22 protein-coding genes are annotated in these 19,436 nt (G+C 50.4%); 11 read left to right on the top strand and 11 right to left on the bottom strand.

What is annotated here, in order from left to right; genetic code table 11:
- Positions 1-54: 54 nt before the first annotated feature.
- A complete protein-coding gene (dcm, locus tag KNP92_RS12065) occupies positions 55-1,389 on the bottom strand; it encodes a DNA (cytosine-5-)-methyltransferase (protein WP_214840839.1) in 1,335 nt (444 codons plus the stop codon).
- A gap of 142 nt (positions 1,390-1,531) precedes the next feature.
- Between dcm and KNP92_RS12070 the strand changes: the two genes are divergently transcribed.
- The 7 genes from KNP92_RS12070 to KNP92_RS12100 all read left to right on the top strand — a co-directional run bounded on the left by KNP92_RS12070 (position 1,532) and on the right by KNP92_RS12100 (position 8,189).
- The gene (locus KNP92_RS12070) at positions 1,532-2,902 is read left to right on the top strand and encodes a Sau3AI family type II restriction endonuclease (protein ID WP_214840840.1); all 1,371 of its coding nucleotides are present in this window, start codon (positions 1,532-1,534) and stop codon (positions 2,900-2,902) included.
- Between the two features lie 54 nt (positions 2,903-2,956).
- A complete protein-coding gene (locus KNP92_RS12075) occupies positions 2,957-3,400 on the top strand; it encodes a very short patch repair endonuclease (RefSeq protein ID WP_214840841.1) in 444 nt (147 codons plus the stop codon).
- Complete coding sequence (locus tag KNP92_RS12080) at positions 3,400-4,206, top strand: BglII/BstYI family type II restriction endonuclease (RefSeq protein WP_214840842.1); 807 nt, start codon at positions 3,400-3,402, stop codon at positions 4,204-4,206. The genes KNP92_RS12075 and KNP92_RS12080 overlap by 1 nt, the downstream gene beginning before the upstream one ends.
- Positions 4,207-4,529: 323 nt before the next feature.
- Entirely contained in the window at positions 4,530-5,093 is a 564-nt protein-coding gene (gene ahpC, locus KNP92_RS12085) for an alkyl hydroperoxide reductase subunit C (RefSeq protein ID WP_021067918.1), read from the top strand.
- 12 nt (positions 5,094-5,105) lie between these two features.
- On the top strand, positions 5,106-6,629 hold the full coding sequence (gene ahpF / locus KNP92_RS12090) for an alkyl hydroperoxide reductase subunit F (protein WP_214840843.1): 1,524 nt from the start codon (positions 5,106-5,108) through the stop codon (positions 6,627-6,629).
- A gap of 239 nt (positions 6,630-6,868) precedes the next feature.
- Positions 6,869-7,705, top strand: coding sequence for an aldo/keto reductase (locus tag KNP92_RS12095; protein ID WP_376778127.1), 837 nt, complete (start codon positions 6,869-6,871; stop codon positions 7,703-7,705).
- 73 nt (positions 7,706-7,778) lie between these two features.
- Complete coding sequence (locus KNP92_RS12100) at positions 7,779-8,189, top strand: DUF4304 domain-containing protein (protein WP_214840845.1); 411 nt, start codon at positions 7,779-7,781, stop codon at positions 8,187-8,189.
- A gap of 60 nt (positions 8,190-8,249) precedes the next feature.
- On the opposite strand, the gene KNP92_RS12105 is transcribed toward KNP92_RS12100, so the two are convergent.
- From KNP92_RS12105 to KNP92_RS12125, 5 genes are all read right to left on the bottom strand, one after another.
- Positions 8,250-9,422, bottom strand: a complete 1,173-nt coding sequence (locus KNP92_RS12105; protein WP_214840847.1) for an FtsW/RodA/SpoVE family cell cycle protein — start codon at positions 9,420-9,422, stop codon at positions 8,250-8,252.
- Positions 9,423-9,561: 139 nt separating this feature from the next.
- Positions 9,562-10,380: a MetQ/NlpA family ABC transporter substrate-binding protein gene (locus tag KNP92_RS12110; RefSeq protein ID WP_214840849.1), complete on the bottom strand. Its 819-nt coding sequence runs from the start codon at positions 10,378-10,380 to the stop codon at positions 9,562-9,564.
- 25 nt (positions 10,381-10,405) lie between these two features.
- Complete coding sequence (locus KNP92_RS12115) at positions 10,406-11,068, bottom strand: methionine ABC transporter permease (RefSeq protein ID WP_214840851.1); 663 nt, start codon at positions 11,066-11,068, stop codon at positions 10,406-10,408.
- Positions 11,061-11,807 (bottom strand): methionine ABC transporter ATP-binding protein, encoded by a 747-nt coding sequence (locus KNP92_RS12120; RefSeq protein ID WP_214840853.1) that lies wholly within the window; start codon positions 11,805-11,807, stop codon positions 11,061-11,063. Before KNP92_RS12120 ends, KNP92_RS12115 begins: the two co-directional genes overlap by 8 nt.
- A 147-nt stretch (positions 11,808-11,954) precedes the next feature.
- Complete coding sequence (locus KNP92_RS12125) at positions 11,955-12,704, bottom strand: hypothetical protein (RefSeq protein WP_214840855.1); 750 nt, start codon at positions 12,702-12,704, stop codon at positions 11,955-11,957.
- 130 nt (positions 12,705-12,834) lie between these two features.
- Here KNP92_RS12125 and KNP92_RS12130 point away from each other — a divergent pair, with 130 nt between their 5' ends.
- Positions 12,835-13,266 (top strand): MarR family winged helix-turn-helix transcriptional regulator, encoded by a 432-nt coding sequence (locus KNP92_RS12130; RefSeq protein ID WP_214840857.1) that lies wholly within the window; start codon positions 12,835-12,837, stop codon positions 13,264-13,266.
- Between the two features lie 106 nt (positions 13,267-13,372).
- Positions 13,373-13,897 (top strand): CarD family transcriptional regulator, encoded by a 525-nt coding sequence (locus KNP92_RS12135; protein ID WP_260564186.1) that lies wholly within the window; start codon positions 13,373-13,375, stop codon positions 13,895-13,897.
- An 88-nt stretch (positions 13,898-13,985) separates the two neighbouring features.
- Here KNP92_RS12135 and mqo read toward each other — a convergent pair whose 3' ends face one another.
- A complete protein-coding gene (mqo, locus tag KNP92_RS12140; protein WP_214840862.1) occupies positions 13,986-15,485 on the bottom strand; it encodes a malate dehydrogenase (quinone) in 1,500 nt (499 codons plus the stop codon).
- A gap of 170 nt (positions 15,486-15,655) precedes the next feature.
- On the opposite strand from mqo, the gene KNP92_RS12145 reads away from it, so the two are divergent.
- On the top strand, positions 15,656-15,898 hold the full coding sequence (locus KNP92_RS12145; protein WP_214840864.1) for a DUF2691 family protein: 243 nt from the start codon (positions 15,656-15,658) through the stop codon (positions 15,896-15,898).
- Entirely contained in the window at positions 15,898-16,446 is a 549-nt protein-coding gene (locus KNP92_RS12150; protein WP_214840866.1) for a histidine phosphatase family protein, read from the top strand. Before KNP92_RS12145 ends, KNP92_RS12150 begins: the two co-directional genes overlap by 1 nt.
- Before the next feature lie 46 nt (positions 16,447-16,492).
- On the opposite strand, the gene KNP92_RS12155 is transcribed toward KNP92_RS12150, so the two are convergent.
- The 4 genes from KNP92_RS12155 to KNP92_RS12170 form a co-directional block, all read right to left on the bottom strand.
- Positions 16,493-17,356, bottom strand: a complete 864-nt coding sequence (locus KNP92_RS12155) for a DegV family protein (RefSeq protein ID WP_214840868.1) — start codon at positions 17,354-17,356, stop codon at positions 16,493-16,495.
- Between the two features lie 116 nt (positions 17,357-17,472).
- Positions 17,473-17,955 (bottom strand): methylated-DNA--[protein]-cysteine S-methyltransferase, encoded by a 483-nt coding sequence (locus tag KNP92_RS12160; protein WP_214840870.1) that lies wholly within the window; start codon positions 17,953-17,955, stop codon positions 17,473-17,475.
- Positions 17,942-18,841: a DNA-3-methyladenine glycosylase family protein gene (locus KNP92_RS12165; RefSeq protein ID WP_214840872.1), complete on the bottom strand. Its 900-nt coding sequence runs from the start codon at positions 18,839-18,841 to the stop codon at positions 17,942-17,944. Before KNP92_RS12165 ends, KNP92_RS12160 begins: the two co-directional genes overlap by 14 nt.
- A complete protein-coding gene (locus tag KNP92_RS12170) occupies positions 18,828-19,385 on the bottom strand; it encodes a bifunctional transcriptional activator/DNA repair enzyme AdaA (protein WP_214840874.1) in 558 nt (185 codons plus the stop codon). Before KNP92_RS12170 ends, KNP92_RS12165 begins: the two co-directional genes overlap by 14 nt.
- Between the last annotated feature and the right edge of the window lie 51 nt (positions 19,386-19,436).

A 19,436-nucleotide genomic window follows, 5' to 3' on the forward strand; every position in this document is an offset into this window, starting at 1 on the left:
AAGTGACAATGAGGCTAGTTAGTAAATAACTCAAACCTCTTTGTCACTTTTCAATTACTTAAAGTTATTATACGTTCCTAACAGCTGCATCTGAATCGCTTCTTGCAAGATATCTTTATTGTCCTCTTGCTCATGGACCTCTGCGATTCGATGGCTCATCCGCTCAATCAATCCGACGACGAGGGCGTTCCCCATCGTGAAGTAACGCTTGCGGTCCGTCATCGTACCCGTCCATCCATAAGGGAATCCGTTCAGTCCCTCGCACTCCTCAGGGCGCAAGTAACGAAGCTTCTTCGTCTGTGGATCTTCGATGACATGGCTCGAGCGATTGCATGTGCCTTCACTCGTCAACATGGTGCGGCCAGGAAGGTCGAGCGAGTCCGGATATGACATGCCGCCTTCCGCATACACATACACGTGACCGCTCGCCGAGGTCCGCTCGATTTTCTTCGGCCCTTTCAAGTAAGCCAACTCTTCCTGCTCGGTTCGACCAGATTTTTTAATCGTCTCGGTGTCCAAATAATACTGCTCCGGCGCAGGACCGAACTGCTCATATACCTCTTGGACCACATCACCGAGCGTCTTCGGCGCTTCGCGTTTCGGTAACGTCTCGAGCGTCGTCACCTGGTCGCCCGACATGACACCCGCGTTCCGGTATGTGGCCGAGAACGTGTCGGAGATTTCGACGATGTCTTTCGGCAGTTCGAACTGCGAGCCTGGATGTTTCTCACTCGTCAGTTCATGGACCGGGAACGTTGGTGCAAAGAAGCCTGACTCGAGAAGCCACGTCTCAGGATCGGCCTTGTGCGCCCGCACTGAGTGATTCAAATCGTTACGGGTCGCAAAGATGAAGATGCGACGGCGGCGTTGCGCGAACCCGTAGTCGGCCGCATTGACGACACGCCACTCGACCGTATAGCCTTGGTCGGCAAACGCACGAAGCATGACACTGAAGTCACGTCCCCGTTGCTTGGCCGGCGACTTCATGAGTCGATCGACGTTCTCGAGCAACACGTAAGGCGGTCTCTCTTGTTCGATGATGTTCATGATTTCCCAAAACAAGACACCCTTTTTCCCTTGAATCCCTTGCTCGTTCTTTAGGCTGCGCGACACGCTGTAGTCTTGGCAAGGAAACCCGCCTACTAACAGATGATGCGGGCCTGCCTCCATCCAAGAGAGGGCGATATCTTCGTTCGAATGAACCCCACGTCCCTTGAACCGTTCTGCGTAGCAATCAAAGGCCGGCTGGCTCTTCGTCGCCGGTTCCCATTGATTGCCCCAAACCACATCGAATTTGTCCGATGTAGGCTCGGCATTCACGTCTTTAATCCCTTCAAGTGCGATGCGGAAACCTCCTACACCAGCAAATAACTCAACTACTTTAATCAACGGGAACACCCTTTCGCATTTTCTATCTTAAATTTACTCTATTTTTAATTTCGACTCAATGGAAATAGTGTATCACGAACGATGAATTCGATCAAGCGGTACGCTATAATGGTTATATATGTAAACTGTAGGAGGAGTTATTTTGCGGTACGAAACGCTTCAAGAATTGATGGATAAGGCAAGAGAGGCCGAAGGAAAGACGTTCGGAGAAATCGACACGACCGGGCGCATCAAGAATGTCCGTTCGAAAGGTTCCCTCGGGCACATCATCGAGGAGAGCCATTTCGGCTACCCGATCAATTCGGACGCACGGCCTGATTTTGAAGAGCTCGGCATCGAATTGAAGGTCACCCCTTTCAAGAAGAACAAGAACGGTACATATTCATCGAAGGAGCGGCTCGTTCTGAACATGATTGATTATCATAACGAGCACGAGTATTCGTTCGAGACGTCGAGCTTCTTATCCAAAGCCACGAGCATGCTTATCATGCTTTATCAATATGAGCCGAACATCCCTATCGACGACTACCGTATCTACAAAGCATTCTTGAACGAGTTCTCAGAGGAAGACTTGGACGTGATGCGCCAAGACTGGGAGACGATTGTCGCAAAAATCAAACGTGGAGAGGCCCATTTGATTTCCGAGGCCGATACGATGTACTTATCGGCCTGCACGAAAGGAGCAAATGGTTCGGTCGTTCGCAGCCAACCGTTCTCGGAACAACCGGCAAAGCCACGTGCCTTTTCTCTCAAAGCTTCTTATATGTCAGGGCTCGTCCGTCAGTACTTGACCCCAGAATTGATGGAGTCAATCGCCAACCATGGTGAACTGAAAGAAATGTCGATTGAAGAACTCCTCGAGGCAAGACTCGCGCCTCATTACGGGAAGACGGTACTCGAATTATGCGAGGAGACGAGCATCCCATATAACCCGAGCAATAAAGCGATGATTCCGCGAGTCATGGCAAAACTTTTAGGAGTCAGAAAGACCGACTTGTCGAGCATCGAAGAGTTTACGAAAGCGAACATCAAGTTCAAGACGATTGCCCGAGAGCCTGACGGCAAAATCCGAGAGCACATGTCATTCGGAAAAGTCGATTTCGACGCCTTGTCTCAAGACGATTGGGAAGAATCCGACTTGTACGACACGTTCGCCGAACAGAAATACCTCTTCCTCGTCTTCCGATATGACGAGGACTACGTTCCCAAACAAAAACGTATCCCTCGTTTCGAAGGGATACGCCTGTGGAACATGCCGCTCGGAACAGTCGACGGCGAATTGAAATCGATGTGGTGTGAGGCCCAGCGGGTGGTCCGTGCGGGCGTTCAACTGACACCTGTGAAACGTGGTGTCAAAAACAACCTTCCTGGTCCGACGTTCAACCGAGTCGCTCACGTACGCTCGAAAGCTTTAGATGGGAAAGATAAAGTGCGACTTCCGGATGGTCAATGGATTACCAAGCAATCGTTCTGGTTGGACAAAAACTATATCCAGCAGATTCTAGACGTTTAACATGAGTACTTCCCTCCCTCAAGTGGAATCCTCTTACTAGAGGGAGGTGAAGGTATGGCCAGAAATGTACCGAAAGCATCGAGTCCAGCCGTCTTCAAGACGATGAGCGGGAATCGTGGCAAGGATACCAAAATGGAAGTGAAGGTCCGAAAAGCACTTTGGGCTGCCGGATATCGATATCGGAAGAACAATCGGAAGCTGTATGGGACACCAGACATCTCGTTTCCCGGACTCCGTGTCGTCGTCTTTTTGGACTCCTGCTATTGGCATGGCTGCCCCCTTCATTTTAAAATCCCGAAGACGAACGCCGAGTTCTGGCGTCAAAAAATTGGACGTAACATCGAACGGGATGCCGACGTCACACGACACTATGTCGAGGAAGGATGGATCATCCTTCGGTTTTGGGAGCATCAGGTCAATGAGGACTTCGAACACGTGATTTATACCATCACCCATTTTGTCGACAATTCTAGAAAAAATATCAGGAGACTAAAGTAATGAACCCAGATAAAATTCAACGTACTTGGATTAAAAAGCCTAAAGAAGACACTGAGTGGTTACACATAAAGGAGTTTCAAATACAGCTCGTCGATAGTTTTTATTACAGAAACTCTAAAACCTTTTTAGAGGTTTTTCCTAAGTATAAAAATGATGTATACAACCTTATTCACAAATCTTTTGATGACCTTACTCCTGTACACGGTACCGAAAACAAAAAACATTACCGTAAAATTTCTACTAAAGAAATCAACAAAGCACTTCGAAAACGCTTGATGGAAATTCCTGATATACATCTCGAAGTTAGTTTTATGGATGGATATTTTCAAGACAACGATAAAGCTAAAGGATTCGATTTTGCCTACTATGATGAGGAATTAAACGCTAAAAAAATTCACGATTACTGTTTTGGGCATCGTTCAGTTAGTGACGGTGATACACACTGGAGAAGTTTCGTGACAAAACAACAGAAAAAGAATTATCTTTCAAATCAAGTATTTGAAGATAATTACTTTGATGACTTCGAACCCAATGACGAATCTACACCTACGGTAGTAGGTGAGATTCAACTTGCCAACTGGGCTTTAGGTTATTATGACTTATTTAAAGTTCTGCATTTAGATAATTTAACAGGTATTGATTTGTTAATTTACATAACACCAACAGGTAATCTCGAGAAATTATTAAGTAGTAATATAGTGACTTATGAGAAAATGAAAAAAACAATTGAAACATATTCAAGCGTCTTAAAAGTACCTATTTGGTTAGTAGGTATAGATATTGAAGAAGTTTCATCTACCCAGTAACTTAAGAGTTTTTATTTTTCAATTGATAATATATTGATTCCTTGCGAGAATAAATCACGGATTCACTCAGAAAAGCTGTCCAATCGGGACAGCTTTTATTTTTTTCACATAGGTTATTGAAAACAAAAGCACATTTAATTTGTAATCGTTTTCTTTCCTTATATAGAGCGTTTCAAAGATAAAACGTTGATGTATCAACATTTTTCCAGACATGCAAACGCCTTGACATTTTTGGTCGGTTATATGAAGTTAGTATTACATTATAATTATTCTAGTAGAGACAAAAAGTCCACTAGAGTAAAAAACCAAGGAGGACATACCCCATGTCATTAATCGGCAAAGAAATCTTACCTTTCAAAGCACAAGCATTCCAAACAGGTGAATTCCTCGAAGTATCGGACAACGACTTCAAAGGTCAATGGAGCGTCGTTTGCTTCTACCCAGCTGACTTCACATTCGTTTGCCCGACTGAACTCGAAGACCTTCAAAACGAATATGCAACACTTAAAAACCTCGGTGTCGAAGTGTACTCAGTATCGACGGACACGCACTTCACGCACAAAGCATGGCACGAAACGTCTGAGAAAATCGGCAAAATCGAGTACATCATGATCGGTGACCCATCACACACGATCTCACGTAACTTCGACGTCTTGAACGAAGAAGATGGCCTTGCTGACCGCGGTACGTTCATCATCGACCCAGATGGCGTCATCCAAACAGTCGAAATCAACGCAGGCGGCATCGGCCGTGACGCGAGCACGCTCGTCAACAAAGTCAAAGCGGCACAATACGTGCGCAACAACCCAGGTGAAGTCTGCCCGGCGAAATGGGAAGAAGGTTCTGCGACACTTCGCCCGAGCCTCGACCTCGTCGGCAAGTTGTAAGGAGCCGATTTCATGTTAGAAGCAGATATTAAACAACAGTTGGACCAATATCTCCAGCTCATGGAGGGCGACGTCGTCCTCCGTGTCAGCGCTGGAGACGACGCGGTCTCTAAAGAGATGCTCGACCTCGTGAACGAACTCGCGAGCATGTCGTCACGCATCTCGGTCGAGCACGTCACGCTCGATCGCACACCGAGCTTCAGCGTGAGCCGTCCGTCTGAAGAGACAGGGATCGTCTTCGCAGGAATCCCGCTCGGTCACGAGTTCACGTCACTCGTCCTCGCGTTGCTCCAAGTGAGCGGTCGGGCGCCGAAAGTCGACGCGGACGCGATCAAACAGATTCAAAACATTCAAGGCACGTACCACTTCGAGTCGTACATCAGCCTCAGCTGCCACAACTGCCCGGACGTCGTTCAGGCACTGAACGTCATGAGCGTGCTCAACCCGAACATCTCACACACGATGATTGACGGTGGCGCCTTCAAGGCAGAAGTGGAAGCGAAAGAAATTATGGCTGTCCCGACCGTCTTCTTGAACGGTGAGGCGTTCGGCAACGGACGTATGTCACTCGAAGAGATTTTGGCGAAACTCGGCACAGGCCCGGACGCTTCGGCGTTCGAAAACAAAGATCCGTATGACGTCCTCGTCATCGGTGGCGGCCCAGCTGGTGCGAGTGCAGCGGTTTACGCGGCTCGTAAAGGCATCCGCACAGGAATCGTCGCCGAGCGCTTCGGTGGTCAAGTGATGGACACGATGGGGATTGAGAACTTCATCGGCACATCTTACACGGAAGGCCCGAAACTCGTCGCGAGCTTGGAAGAGCACGTGAAAGAGTACGGCATCGACGTCATGAACCTCCAGCGCGCGAAGCGCCTTGAGAAGACAGACTTCGTCGAAGTCGAACTCGAGAACGGTGCCGTCTTGAAGAGTAAGAGCGTCATCCTCTCGACAGGTGCTCGCTGGCGCAACGTCAATGTCCCAGGTGAAGCCGAGTTCAAAAACAAAGGTGTCGCCTACTGCCCGCACTGTGACGGCCCGCTCTTCGAAGGGAAGCGCGTTGCGGTCATCGGTGGTGGGAACTCTGGAATTGAAGCCGCGATCGACCTCGCCGGAATCGTCAAACACGTGACGGTGCTCGAGTTCGCTCCTGAACTGAAGGCCGACCAAGTGCTTCAAGACCGTCTTCACAGCCTCCCGAATGTGACCGTCGTTACGAACGCCCAGACGACAGAAATTACGGGTACGGACAAAGTGAACGGCATCTCGTACGTGTCACGCGAGACGAACGAGACGCATCACGTCGAACTCGAAGGCGTCTTCGTCCAGATCGGTCTCGTCCCGAACACGGACTGGCTCGACTCGGTCGAACGCAACAACTTCGGAGAGATCGTCGTCGACCGTCACGGCGCGACGAACGTCCCAGGTGTGTTCGCAGCGGGTGACTGCACGAACAGCGCCTACAAACAAATCATCATCTCGATGGGCTCTGGTGCGACGGCTGCACTTGGTGCTTTCGATTATATGATTCGCAACTAACAGGAAACGCGTCCTCACATTGGAGGACGCGTTTTTGTGATTTCTTCTAAACCTGACCTTTTCATCACTAAAATACTGAGAAATCCCCCCTATTTCATCTCCATCCGCCACTTTGATCATCCCAAAAACAGACAACAAAGCAACACGACTTCCGTTACATCGCACCGATTCAAACGTTTCATTTCCTCGGAAAGTGGAATAGCGGACAAGAGAAGCGATTCCATTCAAGGAGGTAAATGATGAAAATCCCAACAATCAAACTGCATGACGGCTACGACATTCCGGCAATTGGGCTCGGGACCGTCTATTTACGAGGGGAAACCGGCGTCGATGCGATCACGTGCGCTATTCGGAACGGCTATCGTTTAATCGATTCGGCCATCCGTTATGACAATGAAGGGACGGTCGGTGAAGCCGTCCGCCAATCCGGCATCCCGCGTGAGCAACTGTTCCTAACTTCAAAACTACGTGGACAATATTTCGATTATGACGACGCACTCGAGATGATTCGCGAGTCGCTTTACCGGGCTAACTTAGACTATTGGGACTTGTTCCTCTTACATTGGCCGAATCCGAAACAAGATAAATACGTTGAAGCGTGGCGTGCGCTTATTCAAGCGAAAGAGAACGGGTGGATTCGTTCTATCGGTGTCTCAAACTTCATGCCAGAGCACCTCGATCGCTTAATCGAAGAGACAGGCGAGACACCAGTCATCAATCAAATTGAGATGCATCCGTATTTCTCGCAAGTCGAACAACGTCAAGCAGACAAGGACCGAAACATCATTACTGAGGCGTGGAGTCCGCTCAGTCGTGCTCGTACCGTCATCCATGACGAGACCATCACCGAGCTCGCCCGACAAAAAGGCAAGACCGTGTCCCAAGTCATCTTACGTTGGCACGTCCAGCTCGGCGTCATCCCGCTCCCGCGCTCCTCAAGCGAGATGCACCAAAAAGAGAACCTCGACGTCTTCAATTTCGAATTGACGGACGACGAGATGGAGACGCTCAACCAATTGACGAAGTCGGACGGCCGCATTGACAATCAAGATCCACGAGAATACGAAGAGTTTTAATTTTTTCGGATTGAGCATGCGCTCAATCCGATTTTTGTATATATTCGAACTAAACTACTTCAAGGAGAATCTCATGCTATCCCAACAACGAAAAGATATGATGGCCATCTTGAAACGAGAAGTCGTGCCTTATTTGCGATCGTATCAATTCAACGGATCGTTTCCTCACTTTCGGCGCCTTCAATCAAATCAGATTGATTTAGTCACCTTTCAATTTAATCGTCATGGCGGCTCGTTCATCATCGTATTGGCTCAAGCTCCGGCCACTGGTATTCAAACATATTGGGGAGAACAAATCACCCCACAAAAAATGACCGCCCAAGATGTCGACATCGAAGCGAGACGAAGACTAGGCAGTCATACTCCATATGAAGATGGGATTTGGTTCTCTTACGAATCAGCCCAGTCGGAACAAGACTATATGCGCGTGGCGCAACAAGTTATTGTTGCATTTGCGAAGTATAAATCGGATTGGAACGTGTAACAGCATCGTACTTTATCAGGTCACAACACTAAAAAAGATTGAGCCGATGCTCAATCTTTTTTAGGTTTTCTGTAAGTCACGCCGGACATACGTTTTGTGGGCAGCGTTCATCATCAAGCCGACCGCGAACAGACTGACGACCAGCGACGTGCCTCCATAGCTCAAGAACGGCAATGGTAGCCCTGTGATCGGGAGTACGCCGATTGTCATGCCGATGTTTTGGAACACTTGAAATCCGAACATCGCAATCATCCCGATGATGAAATATGTTCCAAACCAAGAATCGGCACGTCTACTCATCCGTAGCGTGTACGCGATGAAGAAGAAATACAACAAGATGACCGTCGTCGCGCCGAAAAATCCATAAAAGCCGGCAAGCGACGCGAAGACGAAGTCGGTATGCGCCTCAGGTAACGAGACGAGCGGATTGTTGCGCCCAACCCCCGTCATTTGACCGGCGCCGATTTTATTCATCGACCGCATGAGTTGATACGACAAGTCGCTCGCATAACTATATGGGTCGAGCCACGCATAGACACGATTCAATGAATGGCTCGGGACGACCCGTTCCACGAGCGAAATGTGGTGGAGGAACAAGTAGAAGAAACCGGCAATCGAACTCGCGACGAGTCCTAACGCCCCGAGCGCCCACTTCCAGTCAATTTCAGACACGAAAAGAATTGTCAAAAAAATCACGAGTAGGACAAGCCCGCTTCCCAAGTCCGGTTGCGTGAAGACGAGCACGAACGGCACGAACGTGACGAGTCCTGTCTTTACGATAAACCAAATGTCCTCTCTTCCTTGGCGCGGCCGCCTCGCATAGGACGCCGCCATCGAGGCGAGCGAAAGCGTCAAAAAAATCTTCATCAGCTCAGACGGTTGAATCGTGACCCCAGCGACTTGGAACCAGCGGTACGCCCCATTGATGTTCGGTACGTAGGACGTCCCTTGCAACGGGACGAGCAACACGAGTAAACCGACCCCGAAGCCATATAACCACCAGTGCAGTTTTTGTAATTGCTCAAACTCAATATAAAGTACGGTCAGTAAGGCGACGAATCCGATGATATACCAGACGATTTGTTGCTGAGGAAACGGCACGTTGGCAATTGTCGCCGGAAGGATGGCCTGGACAGCGAAAAGGATCCATACGCTGATGAGCATGAATAACGCAAGGAGCGCCAACAGCGTCGCATCGACTTTCAACCAGACTAGCTTTAGCTGTGACCACATCGTGTTCATCTCCTTTCAAATGGTTCTCGTCCTAGTGTAACGAACCCTTACCGGTGAAGGGGTAACAAAAAAAAGACGAAGGCCCTCTCTCAACCAATCGTCAAAAAATGGACACATGCGGCCGCATGTGTCCATTCACTTAAAACGCCGGAATCGCCGTTTCGTCATAATTTTCTTCTAAGAAAGCACGGACTTCGTCGCTCGTGAGCGCCTCGCCGAGCTTTTGAATCGCCTCATCGTCTTGGTTATCCTCACGGGCGACGAGCGTGATGGCGAAGTCGTTATCGACCCCTTCGGTCAAGAGGGCGTCCGTCTTCGGCGTCAAACCGAGCGGTGCCGCATAGGCTGGCGTCATGAGGACCGCGTCGACGTCGTCATACGCACGTGCGAGCATAAGCAAGTCCACTTCTTGGAACTTGAAGTTCTTCGGATTAGCCGTGATGTCGGCTTGCGTGTAATACGCACCGTTCTTTTCACCTAGCTCAATCACGTCATGTTGGGCCAAGAGTGAGAGCGAACGGTCGATATTCGAGACATCGTTCGCGATGGCGATGGTCGCCCCTTCTGGGATGTCGTCTATCGTGTCATACTCTTTCGCATAGACACCGTAGTTGGCGAAGTAAATCGGCTCGATTGGAACGAGGTTGGCATCGTTGCTGCGGTTGAACTCTTCCATGTACGGGACATGTTGGAAGAAGTTCGCGTCGACTTCTTCTGCCGCGAGCGCCGTGTTCGGCTGGACGTTGTCCCCGAGGACGACAATCTCAAGCTCGATGTTGTCTTCGGCGAGCTGTTCTTTCGCGATTTCGAGCATGTCCGTCATCGGCGGGATAAGGGATGCGACTTTGAGCGTCTGTGGCTCGTTTGACGGAGCTTCCGTCGTGTTCGTTTCTGAATCGTTTCCACACGCTGCGAGGACGAGCGTGAGGGAGGCGAAAAGGGCCATTAATTTTTTCATTCGATTTCCTTCTTTCTATGAGTGATTAGCGTTTGTCGATGAGACGGGCCACGGTCGTGCCGGTGAACTGAATCATTTGGACGAAGAGCAACATGATGAAGATCATGTACATCATCAGTTCCGTCTTGAACTGTTGATAGCCGTAGCGGATGGCGAAGTCACCGATGCCGCCGCCCCCGACCACCCCCATGATGGTCGAGTACGAGATGAAACTGATGATGGACGTCGTCAAGCCTAAGACGAGACCAGAACGGGCCTCGACGTACAGGAACTTAAAGATGACGTCCTTAATGGACGCACCCATCGATACCGCCGCCTCGACGACGCCGCGCGGGACGTCAAGAAGCGACTGCTCGACGAGACGCGAATAATGCGCAATCGCGATGATGGCGAGCGGGACGGTCGCCGCTGCCGTGCCGATGGCCGTGCCGATAATGAGCCGTGTGAATGGAATCAAAAACACGACGAGTAGTAGGAACGGGAACGACCGAACGATGTTGACGACCAAGTTGAGAACGGAGAAGACGGCACGATTCTCGAGGAGCTGCCCTTTTCGGGACAAATAGAGCCATGTACCGAGCGGTAGACCGACGAGCACGGCGGCAAGAATCGAGACGCCGACCATGATGAATGTCTCTCCGATGGAACGCCAAATCTCGGTCTGATATTGTATGAGCACTTCAGGCATCAGCCTCACCCGCCTTCTTCAGCTGGTCGACGAACCAGGCCGGATTGTTGTCGATGGCTGGCACGCCGCTCGGGACGAGGTCGATTGTCTCGTAGACAGAACCGTCCGCCATGACGGTCACACGGTCACATACTTGTTTGATGACGTCCATCTCGTGCGTGACGATGACAATCGTGACACCGAGACGTTCATTGATGGACTTCAACACGCCGAGCACCTCGGCCGTCGTATTCGGGTCGAGCGACGACGTCGGTTCGTCACACAACAAGACGTGTGGCTCATTCGCAAGCGCCCTTGCGATGGCGACGCGTTGTTTTTGACCGCCGCTCAATTGGGCCGGATACTTGTCCTTGAAGGCTTCGAGCCCGACGAAACGAAGACATTCGAGTACGCGTTCCTCATGTGTGGCCCGAGGACGGCCTGCGAGCCTGAGTGGTGCAACGACGTTCTCAAAGACGGTTTTGTTGGCGACAAGATTGAACTGTTGAAAGATCATGCCGATGACATGGCGTTTCGCGCGAAGTTGCTTCGTCGAAAGGGACGTCAAGAGCGCTCCGTCGATTTCGACCGTACCAGCGTCCGGGGTCTCGAGCAAGTTCATCAGTCGAAGTACCGTCGACTTGCCCGCACCGCTTGCCCCGATGATGCCGTAAATCTCGCCTCGTTCCACGTGGAGCGAGACGTCTTGGACGGCTATGTCGCGTCCAAACTGTTTGCGTACATTCGTTAACGTGATCATAGATGGTCCCTTTCTCTATCGGAAAACTTGGTCTTACCCGTACTTCATTTTAGCGAAGTAAAGGACAGTTGTCAGTAGATGTGGCTTGTATGAAGTCAATCCAACACACAAAAGAAGAGCGTTGACGACAACTCTCTCTTCGTTCGCTTATTGATTGATGGGATAGCGTTTGAAGTGCTCGGCGATATGCGCGCGCATCGTTTCCCGATTCTCGGCAAAGATGCGGTGCCGATGCCCGTTCCCCCCAGAAGGATGAGGAAATCCGCTCACGACACGCTCTTGTGCAATGATACCGCGATCGACGAGCGTCTCGACGGCGCGACGTACATTGATGCCCATCGGTAAGATGAGTGCGTCTTTAAGTACAGCCATCTCGTCCGCGAACATCCCATCGATATAGGATTGAAACAAGTTCGTCCTCAACAGGTCGGGACTCGCCCCGTTATAATTCTTCCCTTTATAGAATACCGGATACGGTAAGACGGCCGTGTTTTGGACGAGATGGTTCGCTTTTCCGAACAAGTCGAGCGTCGTCTCGATACCGAGATGATGATGTAAGTCTAAGTCGTCGAGCATCGTCACTAAGTTTTTTCGAATCGGACCCGAGAAACTGCCTCGTTGCTTGACGGCCCGGAGCGCCTCCTCGTCCGGGGCATCGGCCAAATCGCGAATCGCCTCGAACGACTGCCGCATCTGGTAAAGGCCTGGCGTGATACCGGCGATGACGACTTTTGCATCCGGATTGACATACTCAAATGGCGCGTAATAAATCTCAAGCGGCTTAATGGGGTCCGCTTCGAATAAAAACGTCTCACTTTTTAACGTCGCTTCTTCTAAATCCGATAAGTCGAGAATTTTTTGTTTATAAGCTTGAAAATGGTCGGTCCTTGTTGGCATAGGTATCTCTCCTTTATGTACCTGTTCTCTAATATCCATCCGTTGAAACGAACACTGTCTCCTCCGTTTGACGCTTCCGTATTGCTTTTGTATAGTTAGGAACGACAAAAACGAATGGAGGAGTGCCATCTTGACTCCGAACGAAACGAGCTCGACCCGGCTGCTTGATTTGCTCGCTGCACGTCACGATCAAATCCGGCGCATCAGTGAGCAAGCATGGAACGACCAGCATGATATCTATATCTCGAACTCGGAATGGTATGTACTCGCCCGGATTTACCAAAAAAAGCCGACCATCGCCGAAGTGACGCGAGGGGTTCATATTTCCCGTCAGGCGGTTCATAAACTGATCAAAAACTTGGATACGAAAGGACTCGTACTTGTGACCGACCATCCGACGAGCCGAAAGGACAAATGTATCGAATTAAGCGAACTCGGCATAACGTGTTACGAACAAAACGAGGCGCTCAAGGCGGGACTCGAACGCGACATCGCCAACGCGCTCGGTGACGATGCGTTCCAACAGTTACAGACATTGCTTCAAGCAGATTGGAAACTGTAGACCCTTCAAATAGAGGGGTCTTTTTTTCATAACCCATATCTCTCTTCAAATGTCAACCTAGTTGACATTTTACATCCTGAACTACTATACTTGATGAAAGGGAGAGGTGATCGATTTGTTCAAAAAAGGTGATTTAATGATTTATTCGACCCATGGCGTCTGCCAAATCGACAATATTTCCGATATGACGATTGCAGGCGAGACCAAGTCGTACTACACGCTCCATCCAATCAACAATACCCAGAAGCTACAAATCAGCATTCCGGTCGACAGCGACAAAGTGATGATGTTGACACTTCTTGAGGCGAGAGAGGCAAAAGCGATTCTCGAGTCATTCCGTTCCCCTGGCGTCGAGTGGAACCCTCACCCGAACAATCGGAACCGTGAATTTTTGAACGTTGTTCATTCGGGCAACCGCCACGAGATCGCGCAAGTGATCAACACGTTGTCACGTCGGAAGGCAGAGGCCGATTTATTGAACAAGAAGCTGTACGAGCAAGACCGTAAAATCTTAGAGAATGCGAAAACGATTCTCGTCAAAGAGTTGTCACTCGCGCTCAAGCAGTCAGAAGCTGAAATCGAGCAACAGATTGCCTCGTATCTAAGCGAAGAAGCCATCGCTTCCGTTTGATTGGACCCTTCCGTGCGAAGCGGTCTTTTTTTATGCAAAAATTTAAAAGAAAAGGCGAGAATATTTTCATATTCTCGCCTGAACTCGTTTAATTATGGATAACGCCTTTTTCCTTTAAACCAAGTGCCATCGCCGTCGATTCATGAATTGATTTGAATAGCTCTGGATGCTCCGAGAGTGAGAGTCCATATGACGGGACCATCTCCTTAATCTTCGGCTCCCATTCCGTCATGCGTGCAGGGAAGCACTGCTCGAGCACTTTCAACATGACGTGAACCGCCGTCGATGCGCCTGGTGACGCGCCGAGGAGAGCCGCGACCGATCCGTCCTCGGCACTGACGACTTCTGTACCGAATTGAAGCGTCCCTTTCCCTTGCGGCGTGTCTTTAATGACTTGAACACGCTGTCCAGCGACGACGATTTCCCAGTCTTCGTTTTTCGCTGTCGGAATGAATTCACGGAGCTCGTCCATCCGTTTGTCATGCGACAAGAGCAATTGCTCAATCAAATATTTAGTTAGCGGCATCTCTTTTGCGCCCGCCGCAAGCATCGTCATGACATTATACGGCTTGACCGATTGAATCAAATCGAGGTTCGACCCCTTCTTTAAAAACTTCGGCGTGAAACCAGCGAACGGCCCGAACAACAGCTCTTTTTGATTGTTGATGTAGCGTGTATCGAGGTGTGGCACCGACATCGGAGGTGCCCCGACTTTCGCTTTGCCGTACACTTTCGCGTGATGTTGTTCGATGACATCTCGGTTTTTACAGACGAGGAACAAGCCGCTCACCGGGAACCCGCCAATCTGTTTTGATTCCGGGATGCCTGTCTTTTGAAGGAGATGGAGACTACCACCGCCGCCGCCAATGAAGAGGAACGGTGCCGTATGGGTCTCAATCGTGTTCCCTTTCACGTCCTTGACTTTCACTTCCCATAACCCGTTCGCGAGCCGTTTGACGTCTTCGACGCTATGGCTGTAGTTGACCTCGACGCCTTGGTCTGTTAAATGCTCGAACAGCATGCGCGTGAGTGCACCGAAGTTCACATCGGTTCCGGTATCGATTTTTGTGGCGGCAATCGGCTCATCTGTCGTCCGGCCTTCCATCACAATCGGCATCCATTCCTGAAGCTCATTTGGATCCTCCGACATTACCATGCCCTCAAACAACGGATTTTTTGTGAGCGCTTCCAAACGTTTTTTCAAGAACTGGATATCTTTCTCCCCTTGCACCATGCTCATATGTGGAATCGAGCGAATGAAGTCTTCCGGTTGTTGAATTAATCCTTTGTTCACGAGGTGCGCCCAAAACTGACGCGAGATTTGGAACTGTTCATTGACGTTGATTGCTTTTGAGATGTCGAGCGTCCCGTCCGGCTTCTCCGTCGTATAGTTCAACTCGCACAGGGCCGCATGTCCCGTCCCGGCATTGTTCCATTCGTTCGAACTTTCTTCCCCTGCACTCTCGAGCTTCTCGAACACTTTGATTTCCCATTCCGGTACGAGCTCTTTAAAGAGTGACCCGAGCGTCGCGCTCATCACCCCTGCACCAATTAAAATGACGTCTGTTTTCTTTTGGACACTGCTCATGAAAACCCCATCCTTCTCCCCTGAATTTGTGCGCGAGACCGCCGTTTAAATCCCCATTCATCGGCAGTCCCGTTTATAATCGTTATACTGATTATAACGCTTTTGTGATGAATGATAAGGGTTAAGTACGGAATTCATTAACGAAACTTTTGAAGGGAGGAAGACAATTCGTGAAGCGCGGCATCAATTTCAAAATCCCGAATACTTATGGACGCTTTCTGCCCGACATGTTGCGCCCCGTCGACATCACTTCTTACAGCTGGTTCGTCGGTGGCGAAGAATTTTATCGTGGGCAGGACGGCGAGATCGATCGACCGTTGCTTCTTGAAGAGACCGAGAAGGACGGCGAAATATTTTCTCATTTGATTCATCAGTGTGCGCACGTTCATCAAAAAAAGAAGGAGACAGCATGATGCCAACCATCTATCTGATTCGCCACTGCTCAGCCAAAGGACAGGAGCCAGATGCTCCCCTAACAGAAACAGGTGAACGACAAGCACTCGCACTCCGTGATTTCTTTCAAGACATCCCAATTTCCCGAATCATCTCGAGCGATTACATCCGAGCCGTCGCCTCGGTCACCCCGCTCGCGAGCACCCGCCTGCTTCCGATTGAGCAAGACCCACGCCTACGGGAACGCGTCTTGTCGGTCGAGCCGCGCGACGATTGGTTCGACTTGCTCCGGCGCTCGTTCGAGGACGACTCTCTTGCTTTGCCCGGTGCCGAGTCGGGCCGTGACGCGACCGACCGGATCTTACAGGTTTTGCGTGAAGATGAGGGACACGGGACGACACTTCTCGTGACGCACGGAAATCTCCTCGCCCTGCTCCTTCAACATGTGGATTACCGGTTCGACTTTGACACGTGGCGAAATTTGAGCAATCCTGATGTTTACCGGCTCGACATTGTGGATAACGCTTGGTCGGTGGAACACGTCTGGTCCGATCCTGCCTGTGGATAACGTTATCCACAGAAAAAGCCGCCTCGATGGAGACGGCTTCCGTGTTTTACTTTTCCACAAAGAACATCGAGATGGCACCGAGTCCGACGTGCGTCCCGACCGAGACGCCCATCTGCATGAGATAAATCTCTCCATCGAAATCGGTTTCTGCCTCGATTTTCGCTTGCAAGTTTTCCGCAATCTTTTTATCCGACGAATAACCGATGATGATGAAATTCGTGATGTCGCGATCGCTCCGATTCACGAACTGATCCATGTAATGCTTGAGCACTTTGCGTGTGCCTCGTTCTTTGGCGACGACGGCACCTTTCCCGTTCTTCATGCTCATAATCGGTTTGACCATGAGCAGCTTGCCGATGATGGCGCCGGCGTTTGAGATGCGACCGCTCTTAATCAAGTGATCCAAGTCGTCGACCGACAAGAAGTGCTTTACTTTCATCTTATATGCCTCGTTGAACTCGACGAGTTCGTCGAACGTGGCCCCGGCTTCACGCATTTGGGCGCTCTTCATTAAGAGCCAACCGCTCCCGTGGCTCATCGAGCGTGAGTCGACGATATGAATCTTCACTGGTGAGCCCGGATGTGCCTCCTCGAAGTACTCTTTCCCGAGCACGGCTGACTGATATGAGCCACTCGTCCCACTCGACATACAAATACATAAAATCTCATCATGTCCTGCCTCGACCGCGTCTTCCATCAACTTCATAAACGTGGCCGGACTCGGCATCGCTGTCGTCGGGAATTCCGGTAGCGCTTCCAACATTCCGTACAAATCATCGGGCTGGATGTCGACGCGGTCCTCGTACGATTTATTATCAATCGTCACGATTAGCGGGGCGACCCCAATCTCGTATTTGGCTAAAATCTCATCTGATAAATCGCATGTTGAATCTGCTAGTAATTTAATCATGTTACCTCCAAAATCTTTCCTCAGTGACGGGAATCATCCTAGACCACTCCGTCGATTCAGACGTCACGATAGGATTTCTCTATTGTATCAGAAATGGGAGGCGAGATGTTTTTTTACTAGGCTCGTACGCGTGATTCCTGTTCGTGTCGTAACAGCCATTCCTTGCGCCATAGTCCGCCTGCATAACCGGTCAACGTCCCGTTCGAACCGATGACACGATGACATGGGACGACGATGGACAAGCGGTTGCGACCGTTCGCACTACCAACGGCCCGAACAGCACGATCTCGTCCGAGTTTCACGGCCAACTCCCGATAGGACGTCGTCTCCGCATACGGAATCGTCGTCAGCGTGTGCCAGACGTCCCGTTGAAACATCGTGCCTTCTACCGTGACGGGGAACGTGAACGCTCGTCGTTTTCCTTTGAAATAGTCATCGATTTCACGATAGCACCACGTCAACACGTCGGGCGTGTGGTCATTTGCTTCGAACAACACCTCCTCACGCTCGACAAACAAAATCGATTGGACGGCTGTCTGTGTCGCCACTAGTTCCATCATGCCAATCGGACTCACGTAGTCCAGTTTATAGATTTCCATACAATGACCTCCATAAATAGAATGTCGCGTACGCTTCCCATCCAGAAAAACGCATCCGCATCTCCCGCATGTCTTCTGCCGTCAGTTTTTCAGTCCTGTCGAGATGGAACTTGAGCGCTTGATGCAGCCCAGCGTCTGCAGCGGGAAAGGCGCGCACATCTTGTAAACATTTCATCCGGACATACTCAGCCGTCCATTCCCCGACCCCACGCATCGACAGCAGTCGAGCATGGACGGCTTCCCTTGATTGGACTTGTAACGCCTGTTTCGATAGCGTTCCGTCCGCTATTTCCCGGGCAATCCCGATAATATACTCGGCTTTCCGCGTACTGAACTGCATACCCCGTAAATCGGCTGGCACGAGTAAGGCGATGTCTTCAGGACGCGGGAACGCCCAATACGTCACACCGGCCACTTCAAGGGAATGACCATATCGTTCGACGAAACGCCGCTTCAACGTGTAAGCGAACGATAACGTGATTTGTTGACCGATCACTGCCCAGGTGAGCGCCTCGAACAGATCGGGGAAACCGATGAGCCGGAGGCCACTGTAACGCCGAACGAGCGGACGCAACAAGTCATCGTTTAAAGCAAACCGTTCGAACGCGGCGACGTCTTGATCGAGATCGAACCATTCGCGCACGTACCGTTCCACGACTATTTGTTCTTCGGATGTCACTTCTTCGTCGTGAAGCGTGACGAGGAGTCCTTGTTCATGTGCTTTAATTTCGCCCAACCGCAGGCCTCCCTGGACGTCAAACAGTTTCCACACCGCGTCCTCTGTCGTGACGTGCATCACTTCGTCGTCCGAGCGCCGCAAAAACGTTAAACACTGCTCGAAATCGAACGGGGGAGTAACAGGAAGAATGAAGCTATTCGATGGCATCGTCTGCCTCCTTTCGATAAGCGCTCGGTGAAGCACCCTTCCAACGTTTAAAGACGCGATAAAAATTGGACGGCGTGTTCAACCCGACGGCAGCCCCGATTTTCTCGTTATTCCAATCGGTCGTCTTTAATAAATTGGCCGCTTGGTCGATCCGGATTCGTTCTAACCGTTGACGTGGCGTCTCACCGGTCGCTTCCGTGAAGGCACGCTCGACATAGAACGGGCTCATATTCATGTGCGTGGCGATATCGTCTAGTTTAATCGGCCGCATGTACGCTTCGAGCAAGAACGTCGTCACTTCATGCACGAGCGCATGCGACGGGCTGCGCTCGATGTCCGGCTGGCATCGTTTACAGGACCGGTATCCAGACGTCTCCGCCTCTTGTTTCGTTTCAAAAAACTCAACGTTTTCACGTTTTGGCTTTCGTGACCGACACGAGGGCCGACAATAGATTTTCGTCGTCTTGACTGCCGTGTAGAACTGCCCGTCATACGCCGCGTCACAGGCGAGTACTTTTTCCCACATCATCTCAAACGTCAGCATCGTTTCGCCCCCTCTCTTCTACTGTACCAAATTCGATTCTCCTCTTTCTTG

The sequence above is a fragment of the Exiguobacterium sp. s122 genome (assembly GCF_018618475.1).
In the GTDB taxonomy this organism is placed as follows: Bacteria; Bacillota; Bacilli; order Exiguobacteriales; family Exiguobacteriaceae; genus Exiguobacterium; species Exiguobacterium himgiriensis.